Annotated in this window: 12 protein-coding genes; 5 read left to right on the top strand and 7 right to left on the bottom strand. The window is 66.9% G+C overall.

All coding sequences use genetic code 11. The features are described from left to right. Nucleotides 1–245: 245 nt before the first annotated feature. On the top strand, nt 246–1,088 hold the full coding sequence (locus tag JWS13_RS15030) for a mycofactocin-coupled SDR family oxidoreductase (protein WP_206006377.1): 843 nt from the start codon (nt 246–248) through the stop codon (nt 1,086–1,088). 388 nt (nt 1,089–1,476) lie between these two features. On the opposite strand, the gene JWS13_RS15025 is transcribed toward JWS13_RS15030, so the two are convergent. The 4 genes from JWS13_RS15025 to JWS13_RS15010 are packed head-to-tail and all read right to left on the bottom strand — an operon-like array spanning nt 1,477 to nt 6,399. Next, nucleotides 1,477–2,238: an SDR family NAD(P)-dependent oxidoreductase gene (locus JWS13_RS15025; protein ID WP_206006375.1), complete on the bottom strand. Its 762-nt coding sequence runs from the start codon at nt 2,236–2,238 to the stop codon at nt 1,477–1,479. Continuing rightward, nucleotides 2,235–3,800, bottom strand: coding sequence for an acyl-CoA carboxylase subunit beta (locus JWS13_RS15020; RefSeq protein ID WP_206006374.1), 1,566 nt, complete (start codon nt 3,798–3,800; stop codon nt 2,235–2,237). Before JWS13_RS15020 ends, JWS13_RS15025 begins: the two co-directional genes overlap by 4 nt. Before the next feature lie 51 nt (nt 3,801–3,851). Further along, nucleotides 3,852–4,598, bottom strand: a complete 747-nt coding sequence (locus JWS13_RS15015) for an SDR family NAD(P)-dependent oxidoreductase (protein ID WP_206006373.1) — start codon at nt 4,596–4,598, stop codon at nt 3,852–3,854. Nucleotide 4,599: 1 nt separating this feature from the next. Then, nucleotides 4,600–6,399, bottom strand: a complete 1,800-nt coding sequence (locus JWS13_RS15010; RefSeq protein ID WP_206006371.1) for an acetyl/propionyl/methylcrotonyl-CoA carboxylase subunit alpha — start codon at nt 6,397–6,399, stop codon at nt 4,600–4,602. Nucleotides 6,400–6,589: 190 nt separating this feature from the next. Here JWS13_RS15010 and JWS13_RS15005 point away from each other — a divergent pair, with 190 nt between their 5' ends. Beyond that, a complete protein-coding gene (locus tag JWS13_RS15005) occupies nt 6,590–7,453 on the top strand; it encodes an acyl-CoA thioesterase (RefSeq protein ID WP_206006369.1) in 864 nt (287 codons plus the stop codon). A gap of 14 nt (nt 7,454–7,467) precedes the next feature. Here JWS13_RS15005 and JWS13_RS15000 read toward each other — a convergent pair whose 3' ends face one another. From JWS13_RS15000 to JWS13_RS14990, 3 genes are all read right to left on the bottom strand, one after another. After that, nucleotides 7,468–7,785, bottom strand: coding sequence for an EthD family reductase (locus JWS13_RS15000; RefSeq protein WP_206006367.1), 318 nt, complete (start codon nt 7,783–7,785; stop codon nt 7,468–7,470). A 108-nt stretch (nt 7,786–7,893) separates the two neighbouring features. After that, a complete protein-coding gene (locus JWS13_RS14995) occupies nt 7,894–9,480 on the bottom strand; it encodes a solute symporter family protein (RefSeq protein WP_206006365.1) in 1,587 nt (528 codons plus the stop codon). Then, nucleotides 9,473–9,817 carry a DUF485 domain-containing protein gene (locus JWS13_RS14990; protein ID WP_206006363.1) on the bottom strand — a complete coding sequence of 115 codons (345 nt, stop codon included), beginning with the start codon at nt 9,815–9,817 and terminating at the stop codon, nt 9,473–9,475. The genes JWS13_RS14995 and JWS13_RS14990 overlap by 8 nt, the downstream gene beginning before the upstream one ends. Nucleotides 9,818–10,108: 291 nt before the next feature. On the opposite strand from JWS13_RS14990, the gene JWS13_RS14985 reads away from it, so the two are divergent. Genes JWS13_RS14985 through JWS13_RS14975 form a run of 3 tightly spaced genes read left to right on the top strand, consistent with a single transcriptional unit; the run spans nt 10,109 to nt 12,857 of the window. After that, on the top strand, nt 10,109–11,281 hold the full coding sequence (locus JWS13_RS14985; RefSeq protein WP_206006361.1) for an acyl-CoA dehydrogenase family protein: 1,173 nt from the start codon (nt 10,109–10,111) through the stop codon (nt 11,279–11,281). A gap of 41 nt (nt 11,282–11,322) precedes the next feature. Then, a complete protein-coding gene (locus JWS13_RS14980; protein WP_206006359.1) occupies nt 11,323–11,724 on the top strand; it encodes a cupin domain-containing protein in 402 nt (133 codons plus the stop codon). Nucleotides 11,725–11,753: 29 nt separating this feature from the next. Next, nucleotides 11,754–12,857 carry an NADH:flavin oxidoreductase/NADH oxidase gene (locus JWS13_RS14975; RefSeq protein WP_241032200.1) on the top strand — a complete coding sequence of 368 codons (1,104 nt, stop codon included), beginning with the start codon at nt 11,754–11,756 and terminating at the stop codon, nt 12,855–12,857. The last annotated feature ends 56 nt before the right edge of the window (nt 12,858–12,913 follow it).

The following is a 12,913-nucleotide window of genomic DNA, read 5'->3' as shown; positions in this document are numbered from 1 at the left end:
ATGTTCCGGTCTCGTTACAGCCGGGTATTTCATTGGCGTGGAACGCGTTTCCCGGTGCCTCTCCGATTCTCTATTGACGGCCGCCCCTGATGCGCACTCTTCGGGAGTGTCAGCAGCGGCATCATCACCTGGTTGACATTTGTTGTCGCTCAGATCACACTCAATATAAACAAACGCACGTACGTTTTTATCAGTTACTCCGCCGAAATCGGCAGGGAAGTACATCGAGAGAGATGGGAAACGCAATGAGCCGCTTGGAGGGCAAGGTCGCCCTGATCACCGGGGCCGCACGCGGCCAGGGTCGTTCGCACGCACTCGGACTGGCGAAAGAGGGCGCTGACATCATCGCCATCGACATCGCCGACCAGATCGGTAGCGTGCCGTACCCGATGGCCTCGCTCGACGACCTGAAGGAAACGGCGCGACTAGTCGAGGAACTGGGCCGCCGCGTCGTCATCGCCCAGGCCGATGTCCGAAACCTGCAGCAGATGGAATCCGCGGTCGCCGACGGCCTCGCCGAATTCGGCAAGATCGACATCGTCTGCGCCAACGCGGGCATCATCTCGGCCAACAAGGTCCTGGATCTGACCGAAGACCAGTGGAACGACATGATCGACACCAACCTCACGGGTGTCTTCCACACCGTCAAGGCCGCGGTCCCGAACATGGTCGAGCGCGGTGAAGGCGGCTCGGTCATCTTCACCGGATCGACGTCGAGCCTGAACGGATACCCGAACGTCGGCCACTACGTCACCGCGAAGCACGGCATCGTCGGGCTGATGCACACACTCGCAAATGAGCTTGGCCCCAAGGGTATCCGCGTCAATGCGGTCCACCCGACGAACGTCAACACCAAGCTCCTGCAGAACGAGACCTTCTACGGACTCTTCCGCCCCGACCTCGCGCACCCGACGCTCGAGGACTCCCGCGACGCCTTCGCAACCATGCATTCGCTGCCGAACATCCCGTGGGTCGAGCCCATCGACATCACCAACGCCGTGCTGTTCCTGGCCTCGGACGAATCGCGGTACATCACCGGAATCAACCTGCCCATCGACGCCGGCGCAAGTCAGAAGGTCGGCGGCTAGATCGACCGGCCCCCGCGGTACGCGAGCCTGACCGCGGGGCCATCTCTCCACACTTCCTTGGAGTCCACAAAGGCAGTGGAGAAACGAACAGCGCATCTCCGCACCGCCTCCGCCCACGCCGAGCGGCCGGAGATGATCATAGAGACGTACTGCCCGCACCCTGGCTGACACTCCGGGGGTGCGGGCAGTATTCGTTTACTCACCAAGCGGTGGCACGTTCACCCACCGCGCTCGCCGAGCCGGGGGACCAAGATATTGCCGAGCGCGACGGAGTTCGCTCGCCCTGGTCAGCGGGGGTATCCGGGCGCTCTTCGCCAGGGGGCGGCACGAGAGAAATCCCGGACCGTCGGTGACGGTCCGGGATTCGGGAGGAGATCGGTGGGAGGCGCTATCCGAGAGACATTCCGCCGTCGACGGGAAGCACCACACCGGTCGTCCAGTCGTCTTCGAGTGCGAAACGGGCGATCCACCTGGCGGTGTCGACGGGATCGCCTACACGGCGCAGCGGGATCGCGGCCGCACGCTCACGCAGCAGCGTCGACTCCTGCTCGGCACTCATCCCCGCCGTCCGGTAGATGGCGGTGGGCGTCGGGCCCGGGGCGACGGAATTGACCCGGACACCCTCGGGGCCCAGTTCGAGTGCCCAGCAACGCGTCAGGTGCGCCACCGCCGCCTTGGAGGCTGCGTAATGCGCATTGCTGGCGGTGGGCTTGAGCGCGACCGCACTCGCCACATTCACGATTGCACCCTTGCTGCTCTTCAGTGCGGGGAGCAGTGCCTGTGTGACGAGCGTGGTACCGAGTACGTTGACGTCGAACAGGGAGCGTACTGATTCCGCGTTCACCTCGGCCAGCGGGCCCACCAAGAAGGCGCCCGCACAGTTGACAACGAAATCTATTTGATCCCACTGCTTCTCCGCTGCTGCGGCCGCCGAAGCGACCGCAGCAGCATCGGTGACGTCGACAGTGCGGGCTGCGACATCCTTGCGTCCGGCAAGATCTGCCAACGCCTCGTCGCTACGATCCCACGCGTCGACGCGGGCACCGTGGTCGACCAGCAGTTCCAGGCAAGCCCGACCGATCCCGGTGCCCGCACCGGTGACGACACCGGTGAGGCCTTCCCGCCGCGGTGCGAGCACCGGTGCACTCATACCGGGGTGACGCCGTTGCGGCGGGCCGGGGCGGTGCGGTCCCGCTTGCGGTAGAGGGCGAGGCGCTGGGTGAGTTCGTTGCGGAGTTCGTTCGCGGGCACGACCGCTTCGACGGCGTTCTCGTTGGCGATCTTGAACACGTCGATCCCGGCGGCGTACTCGGCCTGCTTCTCGGCGATGAACGCGGCCCGCTCCTCCGGGTCCTCGATGGCCTGGATACGGTTGTAGTGGATGCCGTTGACGGCGGCGTCCGGGCCCATCAGGGCGGGCTTGGCCGTCGGCAGCGCGATCAGGGCGTCGGGCTGCATCGGGGCACCGGACATCGCCAGGTAGCCGCCGCCGTACGCCTTGCGCAGCAGCACGGTGATGCGCGGGACGCGGGCCTCGGAGACGGCGAAGATCATCTTCGCGCCGTGCCGGATGATGCCCTGGCGTTCGACCTCGGACCCGATCATGTAGCCGGCGATGTCGACCAGGAACAGGATCGGGATGTTGTAGGCGTTGCAGATCCAGATGAACCGGGCGGCCTTGTCGGAGGAGTCGGGGAAGATCACCCCACCCTTGACGGTGGGCTGGTTGGCGACGATGCCGACGCTTTGGCCGTTCAGGCGGGCGAAACCGGTGACCAGTTCCTGGGCGAACAGGTCCTTGTACGGGAAGAAGCTGGCGTCGTCGACGAGGGAGTCGATGAGCTCGTGGATGTCGAATATCTCGGATTCGACCTCGGGGACGATCTCCTTGATGGTCCGCAGTCCGGACGGTTCCGCCGGTGCGGTGACCGGGGGCTCCTGCTGCCAGTTCGACGGCAGGAAGGACAGCCACACCCGGACCGCGGCGATCGCTTCCGCGTCGTCCTCGACCAGGACGTCGGACAGGCCCGAGACGGTCGAGTGCATCTCCGCCCCACCCATTTCCTCGAGGGTGACGTCTTCGCCGGTCACCATCTGGGCAAGTCGGGGCGAGCCGAGGTAGGCGGTCGCGTGACCGCGGACCATGATCGTCAGATCGCACAGGGCGGGTACATAGGCCGAGCCGGCGGGGGAGGGGCCGAAGAGGGCGCAGACCTGGGGGACACGACCGGAGATCTGGACCTGGTTGTAGAAGATGTTGCCCCAGGCGCGGCGACCGACGAAGCTTTCGAACTGCTCGTCGATGCGGGCGCCGGCGGAGTCGAACAGGTACACGATCGGGGTACCGGTGGAGTCGGCGAGTTCCTGTGCCCGCACGATCTTCTCGAAGGTCCGCTTGCCCCAGGTGCCGGCCTTGACGGTGTAGTCGTTGGCGATCACGACGATGTCGCGGCCGTCGACCTTGCCGACGGCGGTGACGACGGCATCGCCCGGCAGGCCCTCGTCGTAGCGGGCGAGCAGGCCGTCCTCGAAGGACCAGCCGTTGTCGAAGAGCAGCTCGAGGCGGTCGCGGACCAGCATCTTGCCGGCGTCGATCTGCTTCTGGCGCTGTTTCTCCGAGCCGCCGAGGCGCGCCGCGGCGAGGCGGGCGTCGAGTTCTTCGTGCGGTCCCACCGGGGCTGCGGTGGTCTTCTCGTCGAGAATGTCAGTCATGATCTTTCCAAACTGTATGGGATGTAGTGGATTACGAATCGGTGGTGCGGGTCAGCGATAGCTGAACAGGAGCGAGGCGCCGCCGTCGATCACGGTGGTGGTGCCGTTGACCCCGCGGGAGGAGCGGCCGGCGAGGAAGCCGATGACCGCGGCGACATCGTCGGGTTCGAGGATGCGTCCGGTCGGCGTCTTCTCTGCCATCCGCTGCGCCGCCGCGTGATCGAGCATCGGGGTGACCATGGCGCCGGGGGCGACGGCGTTCACGGTGACCGCGGTGCCCCAGAAGTCGAACAGCAGCGAACTGGTCAGGTTGATCAGTGCGGCCTTCGACGCGGCGTAGGCGGGGTACTCGTAGCCGCGGGTGCCGGCGAAGGAGGCGCAGTTGATCACTCGTCCGTATTCGGCGGACTTCAGGTCGTCTGCGAAGGCCTGGGTGAGCAGGAACGGGGCGGTGACGTTGACGTCCATGACCTGTCGCCAGGATGCCGCGTCGGTGTCGGCCAGATGCGTGCGGCGCAGAATTCCGGCGATGTTGACCAGATGCGAGACCTGTCCGAGGTCGGCGTGTACGGCCTCGGACAGTGCGCCGGCCGCCGATTCCGAGGTGATGTCCACGCCGTAGGCCGTGCTGGTCACGCCGCGGTCGTTCAGTTCGGTGGCGGTGCGCTTGGCGGCCACCTCGTCGATGTCCACACAGGCGACGGCGAGCCCGAGGTCGCCGAGGATCGAGGCGGTGATCGCGCCGAGGCCACCCCCGGCACCGGTGACCACGGCGACCTGCTGTCCGAATCGGGTCATGTCACTGCGCTTCCGGAACGACGGTGGCCAGAGCGACTCCGGCGGCCACGACCTGGCCGACCTCGACGTGCAGGGACTCGACGACACCGGTGATGGCGGCACGGATCGGGTTCTGCATCTTCATCGCCTCGAGGACCATGAGGATCTGCCCCGCCTCGACCGGGGCGCCGACCTCGACGTCGATCTGCGCGACCGTGCCCTGCATCGGGCTCTTGACGTCACCGGTCGCGGCAGCGCCCCCGCCGCGCTTCTTCCGCGGCCCGCTGCCCGCGCCGGTCGCACGCCTGGCCGGGGCCTCGGCCGCCGGGGCGCCGGGAACTGCTGCGGCAGTGGGCGAGAAGAACGGGATCACGTAGCGGCGATCGCCGACCCACACCTCGTTGCGGAGTTGCACCTCGTCGGCGTCCTCGTCGTCAGGGTCGGCGGGGTCCTCGACCGGCGGCAGCAACGAGGCGAAGTCGATGTCGCGTTCGAGCCAGTTGGTGTGCATGGCGACATTGCGGAAATCCTTGTGCGCGATGATCTGTCGCGCGGCCGGAACGGTGGTGGGAACCCCGTCGATGACCAGCTCGTCGAGTGCGAGGGTCAACCGGTCCAGGGCCCGGTCCCGGGTGGGGGCCCACACGATGAGCTTGCCGACCAGGCTGTCGTAGTAGGGCTGGACCTCGTCGCCGGATTCGTAGCCGCCGTCCCAGCGGACTCCGGCCCGGGTGGGTGCCTGCACCGCGGCGATGGGGCCGGGACTGGGCATGAACAGGGCGCCGCGGGTGTCCTCGGCGTTGACGCGGACCTCGATGGCGTGTCCGCGCGGGGTGGCGCCGGAGTCGGTGATCGACAGCGGTTCGCCGGCGGCGACGGCGAGTTGTTCGGCGACCAGATCCAGGCCCAGGGTCATCTCGGTGACCGGGTGCTCGACCTGGATTCGGGTGTTCATCTCCAGGAAGTAGAAGGCGTCCCGGTCGGCCTCGACGAGGAATTCGACGGTGCCGGCGCCGACGTAGCCGACCTGTTGGGCCAGGCGGACCGATGCTTCACCCATGGCGCGGCGCAACTCGTCCGACAGGCCGGGGGCGGGAGCCTCCTCGATCAGCTTCTGATGCCGGCGCTGGACCGAGCAGTCGCGGTCACCGATCCACACCGCGTTGCCGTGGGTGTCGGCGAAAACCTGGACCTCGACGTGGCGGGCACTGGAGAGGTATCGCTCGAGGTAGACGTCGTCGCGGCCGAACGCCGCAGCGGACTCCTGCTTGGCGGAGGCGAACGCGGATTCGGCGTCCGCGGCGGAGGCGACCGTGCGCATGCCGCGGCCACCGCCGCCGTAGGTGGCCTTGATCGCGACCGGGTAGCCGTGCTCGTCGCCGAACGCGATCACGTCGGCTGCCGAGTCGATGGTCTCCGGCGAGCCCGGAACCTGCGGGACCTCGGCCTTCGCGGCGATCTCCCGGGCGGCGATCTTCGAGCCCATCACCTCGATCGCCGACGAAGGGGGTCCGATGAAGATCAAACCGGCGTCTTCGACCGCCTTCGCGAACCCGGCGTTCTCGGCCAGGAAGCCGTACCCGGGGTGCACGGCCTGCGCGCCGGTGCTCTTGGCCGCCTCGATGATCTTGTCGATCGCCAGGTACGACTCGGATGCCGGCGCCGCGCCGAGCAGCACCGCCTCGTCGGCCAGTCGCACGTGGAGCGCCTTTTCGTCGGCCTCCGAGTACACCGCGACGCTGGCGATGCCGGCCTCTGCACACGTGCGAATGATGCGGACCGCGATTTCGCCGCGGTTGGCGACGAGGACCTTGGACAACATGCCCGGACTCCTTGGGGTTTTGAAATACCTGTGCCGATGAACGCCCCGGGATGGGGTCGCCTTCGTATGACCGTATCGCTTAGACAAACAATCGTACGTTCGCTTACGGTACCGTTCGAGGGGGAACTGGTCAACGATGGTTCCCGCCCCGCCCCGTGGGGCGGGGTCGACGACAAGGAGGGCGCTGACGGTGATTGCCTCGGCCGAACAACTCGAATCGCTGGTCGACGCGCTGCGTGTGACTCCCACCGGGGGTAACCGGTTCCATGGACCGACCGCGGTGCGCAGACTTCCTCGGCTCTTCGGTGGGCAGGTGCTCGCCCAGGCCGTGATGGCGGCCGGGGCGACAGTGCCCGAGGGTCGGTACCCGCATTCGCTGCACACGCTGTTCCTGCGTGGCGGAAACCCGGAGGTACCCGTCAGCTACCAGGTGACGGTTCTGCGCGACGGCCGCTCCTTCAGCGCCCGCTTGGTCACCGCTACCCAGGGTGATGCAGTGCTGGCGACGCTGCAGCTGTCGTTCGCCACCGAGCAGAGCGGCCCGGAGCACGAATGGTCCCCGCCGCTGACCGAGACGGCACCGGACGAGCTGTTGCCGCTGTACCAGCGGCTCGAGGTGGAGTTCGCGGCGCTGCCGGCGTGGTGGTCGCAGCCTCATCCGTTCGATTTCCGCTTTCTCGAGCATCCTGAGGCGCTGGCCGCGGCGGGTACCCGCGAGCCCGAGCAGCGGTTTTGGGTGCGCGCGGCGGCTCAGGTTCCGGACGAGCCGCTGTTGCACGCCGCGCTGCTGGCGTATGTCAGCGACCTGACCTTGCTCGATCCGGCGCTGATGCCGCACGGGCGCTCCTGGTACGGCAACCGGGTGATCGCCGGTGCCAGCATCGACCACGCGATGTGGTTTCACCGCCAGTTCTCCATGAACGACTGGATGCTGTGTCGGCAGACCAGCCCGATCGCCACCGGCGGTCGGTGCCTGTGCACCTGCGACTTCACCACCGAAGCGGGTGCGCGCATCGCCTCGGCAACCCAGGAGGGCGTGCTGCGCGAACCCTGAGCTAGACGGAGCCGTCAGACCGGCACGATCTCCGACTCGGAGGCGAGGAACCAGGTGATCTCGCCGATGAACTCTTCCTCGTGCTCGCGCACCGCGTCGGCCTCCGGTGAGGAGAACGCCTGGGCCACTGCGGCGACCGAGGGGAACCACAGCTCCGCCATCCCGTCGTACGCCCAGTCCTTGCGGTGCTCGATGGCCGGGTTCTGCACGTAGCGCTCGAGTTCGGGGAGCTTCCAGACGTAGTGGGGGTGCTCGACGTTCCAATACCGGAGGAATTCGTCGCGAGAGAGCTCGGACTTCGAGGTGATGAGCGCAACGATCTTGACGGACATGCATTTCTCCTTTTGTCGGGGTCGGCGAGGGGATCGGCGACCAATCGGGCATGCACGGCGGCGTTCGACCGGAGAGCACAAGTTCCGGTCGAACGCCGCCGTGGGGGATCAGTGCGAGAGGGTCTTCGTCTTGTCCAGACCTGCCCCGGTCAGGGCCCGCACTTGAAGTTCGTCGAAGGCGGCGTCGTCGGCAGGCTCGCGACTGAGGTAGCTGCCCACGATGCAGCCGAGGAATCCTGCAGGCACCGACAGCAGAATGGGGAAGGCCAGCGGGAACGGGGCGGTGGTTGACAGCGAATCCGACAGCAGCGGTGCCAGGCTCGGCCACACGAGTGGACCGGTCAGGATCAAAGCCAGCGCCGTCAGTAGACCCGACAATGCGCCGACTACGGCCCCGAGGGTGCGCATCCGCCGCCAGAGCAGTGTCATGATCAGCACGGGGAAGTTCGCGCTCGCCGCGGTCGACGTCGCCAGCGTGGCCAGGAAGGTCACGTTCTGGGTGCCGCCGATCGCCAGGGTGACGCCGACGGTGACGATCACCAATGCCACTGCGGCGATCCGGCCGACCGTCATTTCCTCCCGTTCGGGACGGTGGAACGTCTTGGCCCACAGGTCGTGGGCGATCGTGCTGGACGCGCTGAGCACCAGGCCGGCGGATACGGCCAGGAGTGTGGCGATCGAGACCGCGACCACCAGTGCCAGCAGCAGGTCGGATGCGAAGCCGTCGCCGCCGCCGAGCCACACGGTCAGGGCGGGCAGGGCGAGATTGCCGCCCTTGCCGGCGATTTCTTCCCCGCCGGCACCGAGGGCGGCGCGCGCGGAGATGCCGAGGAAGGCGATGAGGACGTTGAATCCGCCGATCAGGCTGATCGCCCAGATCGCGGACTTGCGGGCCTCGATGGCGTCGGGGACGGTGAAGAACCGCATCAGCACGTGGGGCAGGCCCACGGCGGACAACGTCACGGCCACCGCCATGGAGATGATGTTCCAGGGCCCCTTGAAGGAGTTGCCGGTCGCCAGGTAGTGGTCGCCGAATTTACTCTGTGAGATCGCCTGCTCGATGATGTTGAGCGGGTTGGGGTCGATCCGGACGAGAACCAGGATCACCAGTAGTGCGACGACGCTCATCAAGGCGACGGCCTTGATGATCTGCAGCCACGTGGTGGCGAGCATGCCGCCGAAGAGCACATAGGTCAGCATCAGGACTGCGGCGATCACGACGCCCCAGGAGAAGTCGATTCCGGCGAGTGCCTCCATCAGCACGCCGCCGGCGACCATCTGGGCGAGCAGGTAGAAGACGCAGATGAACAGCGTCGAGATCGCCGAGACGATGCGGACCGGACCGGACCGCAGCCGGGTGGCGAGGGCGTCGGCGAACGTGAAACGCCCAAGGTTGCGGAGCTTTTCGGCGATCAGGAACATCACCATCAGGAAGATCCCGCACGCGAAGATCGCGTAGACGATGCCGTCCATGCCGTAGAGGTAGGCCAGCCCGGCGTACCCCAGCAGCGAGGCCGAGGACAGGAAATCGCCGGCGATGGCGGTGCCGTTCTTGCGTCCGGTCATACCGCCGCCGGCCGTCCAGAACTCCGCCGAGGTCTTCGTACGGCGCGAGGCGAAGTAGGTCGCCACGAAGGTGATCGCCAGCAGCAGGACGGTGACGGCAACGGCGGTGGTGTTGAATCCGTCAGACATTGCCCGTGACCTCCCGCTCCCGAGTGGTGGTGGGCGTGCTCAGCACGGCTGCGGCGAGAGTGTCCCAATGACGTGCGCGGCGCACGTACCAGGCGCCGAGGCTCATCACGGTCGCGACATAGGTCAAGGCGAGGATCAGTCCGATGCTCAGGCCCGGCACAGGGCGTTTCGCGATGATCTCCGGGGCGAAGGCCGCGAAGCCGACGAGTGCGAAGAAGGCCACCGCGAACACGCTCCAGGCGATGGTGAAGAAGCTGCGGCGGTCATCTCGCAGGCGGAGCATCGCCGGATCGGACCAGAGCCGACTCCAGTCGACGGCGGTCTCGGTGAAAGGCATGGTCACCCTTTCTCGTGGTCGGTGCCGTCTCTCGCGCGTGTACCGCGAGTTCACGACGAGTGAGAGCGGGGCCGAGACGGGTTGTCGAACCGTGCGGCCTACACGCCCTCTGTAATGGGCATCACACACGTTATACGAACGGGTGTTTGTTTGTCTAGACCGGAGGAAAGGCCTCCTGGCACCTTGGAAAAACGTGCGTTCGTTTGTATCGTGGGATGCGTGACCAGGTCACAGCCCGGCGGCCGCACCTTCGCCCCGGAAGGGCGCCGTCACCCGAGTTGGAGGAGTCCCATGATTGGAAGCGGCACGCTGCCGGACACCACGGAGCAAGCGGATCTGCGCGAGATGGTGCGCGAGATCATCGAGAAGGTCGCACCTGCGCAGCGGGTCAGGGAACTCGACGACGCGAACGCGTTCGACCTCGAGTTGTACCGTGCCCTCGGGGAGGCCGGCCTGATCGGACTCGACGCCCAGGCCGACGGCACCACCGGCGCCGACCCACGACTTCAGATCATCGTCCTCGAAGAGCTCGCCGCGGGCCCGACCTCGATGGCGGTGTGCCTGGTCGTGCAGTACATGGGAGTGGGACTGCTCACCGAGTATGGCACCGACCAGCAGCGCAGCACGGTCCTGGCCCCACTCCTCGACGGCCACGAACGGGTGGCGTTCGCGCTGACCGAACCAGACGGCGGCACCGACGTCGCCCGCGTCATGCGGACCCGGGCGACGCAGTCCGACGACGGCCGGTGGATTCTCAACGGCGCCAAGACATGGATCTCGGGCCCGCAGCACGCGAGGAATCTCATCGTTCTGGCCCGGACCTCGACGCCGGAGTCCTCTCCGATCGACGGCATCACCATGTTCGTTGTCCCCACCGACACCCCGGGCATCACGGTGAAAGAACTCGACACCTTCGCCATCCACAGTCTCGACACCTGCGAAGTCATCTTCGACAACGTCGAAGTCGACGCCACCGCCGTGCTCGGGCAGATCGACCAGGGGTTCCGGCAGGTGCTCGGCACCCTGAACGGGGAACGGCTCAACGCCGCTGCTGCCGCCCTCGGGATCGCCCGGGGCGCTCTGGAAGCGGCCGTCGACTACGGCCGCCAGCGTCAGGTCTTCGGGCGCCCGGTCGGCAGCTTCCAGGCCGGCCAGCACCGCCTCGTCGACGGCGCCATCGCGATCGAGTCGGCCCGCGCCCTGATGCTCCAGGCCGCCGAGGCCACCGCCACCGGCAAGCGCGCCGACATTCTCAGCGCCATGGCCAAGATCGCCGCCTCCGACGCCGCGGTCGCCGTCACCGACGCCGGGATGCGCCTGATGGGCGGATCGGGGTTCAGCAAGGAGTACCCGATGGAGCGGTTGTTCCGAGACGCCCGCCTCTACACCTTCGCCCCGCTGACCAACGAGATGCTCCGTAACCACATCGGTGAGAAGTATCTGGGATTGCCCCGGTCGTTCTGACATACATACCCGCACAACACAACACAGAAAGACACGTCACCATGACCGCAATCACCCCCTTCGCCGACGAACTCAACGCACTGCCGCCGATGGCCTCGCGGTACGTCGACGTCGACGCTTTGCCCTGGCGGCCCTCCGGGTACGAGGGCATCGACATCAAGGTGCTGCTCAAGGACGAGGAGAGCGGCCTGCTCACGGCTCTGTTCCGGTGGCAGCCCGGTTCGGTCCTGCCGCTGCACGAGCACGTCCGGATCGAACAGACCTGGGTGCTCGAAGGCAGCATCGTCGACGAGGAGGGCGAGACTACCGTCGGGAACTTCTCCTGGCGCCCGCAGGGCAATCAGCACCGCGCCTCCGCACCGAACGGAGCCCTGGTGCTGTGCTTCTTCCTGACTCCCAACAAGTTCCTCGAGGGCCCGAACGCCGGCTCCACGCTGGAATGACCGCACCACCGCGACCTGAGGAGCTTGCGTTGTCTCAACCCACCATTCATCGCACCCGGCTGTTCTCACCGCTGACCCTGCGCGGTGTGACCTTCCGTAACCGCCTCTGGGTGGCACCGATGTGCCAGTTCTCCGCCGACGACGGCGTACCCGACGACTGGCATCTGGTGCACCTCGGCTCGTTCGCCAAGGGTAAGGCCGGGCTGGTGCTGACCGAGGCGACCGGAGTCAGTCCGGAAGGGCGGATCAGCCCCAAGTGCACCGGGCTGTGGAACGACACGCAGCTCGAGGCGTTTGCGCGCATCAACAGGTTCGTCACCGAGCACGGATCGATCCCCGGTATTCAACTCGCGCATGCCGGCCGCAAGGCCTCGGCCTACGTTCCGTGGGAGGGTGACGGCACCGTCCCGATTAGCGAGGGCGGCTGGGAGACAGTCGGTCCGTCGGCGACGGCCTGGGGGGACCAGGCCGTGCCGCGCGAGATGACCGTGGCCGATATCGCGAAGGTGGTCACCGACTTCGCCGACGCTGCCGCCCGTGCGCTGGCCGCAGGCTTCCGGGTCGTCGAGATCCACGCCGCACACGGCTACCTGCTCCATCAGTTCCTGTCACCGATCACCAACCGGCGCACCGACGACTACGGCGGAGACCCCGACCGCCGCGCCCGGCTGCTGCGGGAAATCATCGCCGCGGTCCGCTCTGTCTGGCCGGAGGAGTTGCCGCTGTTGCTTCGGATCTCCGCTACCGACTGGGCCGAGGACGGCTGGGACGTCGACGACAGCGTCGCATTGATTCGCTCGCTCGAGGGTTCCGGCATCGACCTCGTCGACGTTTCCAGCGGAGGCCTGACCCCGGAGCAGAAAATCACCGTCGGACCCGGATATCAGGTGCCGTTCGCTCGCCGGATCCGCAACGAGACCACCATTCCGGTCGCGGCTGTCGGGTTGATCACCGACTCCTCCCAGGCCGAGCAACTCCTCGTCGACGGGGCCGCCGACGCCGTCTTCGTCGGGCGGAACCTGCTGCGCGAGCCGATGTGGCCGCTCAGGGCGGCAAAGGAACTCGGCGTCGAGGACACGCTCGACTGGCCGACCCCGTACCGATCTGCCCGCTACCGCGGCAACATCCCCTGATCGTCTGGTGGGCGCAATCGTTGACATGGACGGGTGCCCACCCGGTACCGTAAGAA

Origin of the sequence: Rhodococcus pseudokoreensis (assembly GCF_017068395.1) — a bacterium.
Taxonomy (GTDB): Bacteria; Actinomycetota; Actinomycetes; order Mycobacteriales; family Mycobacteriaceae; genus Rhodococcus_F; species Rhodococcus_F pseudokoreensis.
This window is presented reverse-complemented; position numbering and strand designations above follow the sequence as displayed.

Bases quoted from the DNA above. Each gene is read 5' to 3' on its own strand.
- JWS13_RS15030 (WP_206006377.1), top strand. From the start codon at position 246: ATGAGCCGCTTGGAGGGCAAGGTCGCCCTGATCACCGGGGCCGCACGC.
- JWS13_RS15025 (WP_206006375.1), bottom strand. From the start codon at position 2,238: ATGAGTGCACCGGTGCTCGCACCGCGGCGGGAAGGCCTCACCGGTGTC.
- JWS13_RS15020 (WP_206006374.1), bottom strand. From the start codon at position 3,800: ATGACTGACATTCTCGACGAGAAGACCACCGCAGCCCCGGTGGGACCG.
- JWS13_RS15015 (WP_206006373.1), bottom strand. From the start codon at position 4,598: ATGACCCGATTCGGACAGCAGGTCGCCGTGGTCACCGGTGCCGGGGGT.
- JWS13_RS15010 (WP_206006371.1), bottom strand. From the start codon at position 6,399: ATGTTGTCCAAGGTCCTCGTCGCCAACCGCGGCGAAATCGCGGTCCGC.
- JWS13_RS15000 (WP_206006367.1), bottom strand. From the start codon at position 7,785: ATGTCCGTCAAGATCGTTGCGCTCATCACCTCGAAGTCCGAGCTCTCT.
- JWS13_RS14995 (WP_206006365.1), bottom strand. From the start codon at position 9,480: ATGTCTGACGGATTCAACACCACCGCCGTTGCCGTCACCGTCCTGCTG.
- JWS13_RS14990 (WP_206006363.1), bottom strand. From the start codon at position 9,817: ATGCCTTTCACCGAGACCGCCGTCGACTGGAGTCGGCTCTGGTCCGAT.
- JWS13_RS14985 (WP_206006361.1), top strand. From the start codon at position 10,109: ATGATTGGAAGCGGCACGCTGCCGGACACCACGGAGCAAGCGGATCTG.
- JWS13_RS14980 (WP_206006359.1), top strand. From the start codon at position 11,323: ATGACCGCAATCACCCCCTTCGCCGACGAACTCAACGCACTGCCGCCG.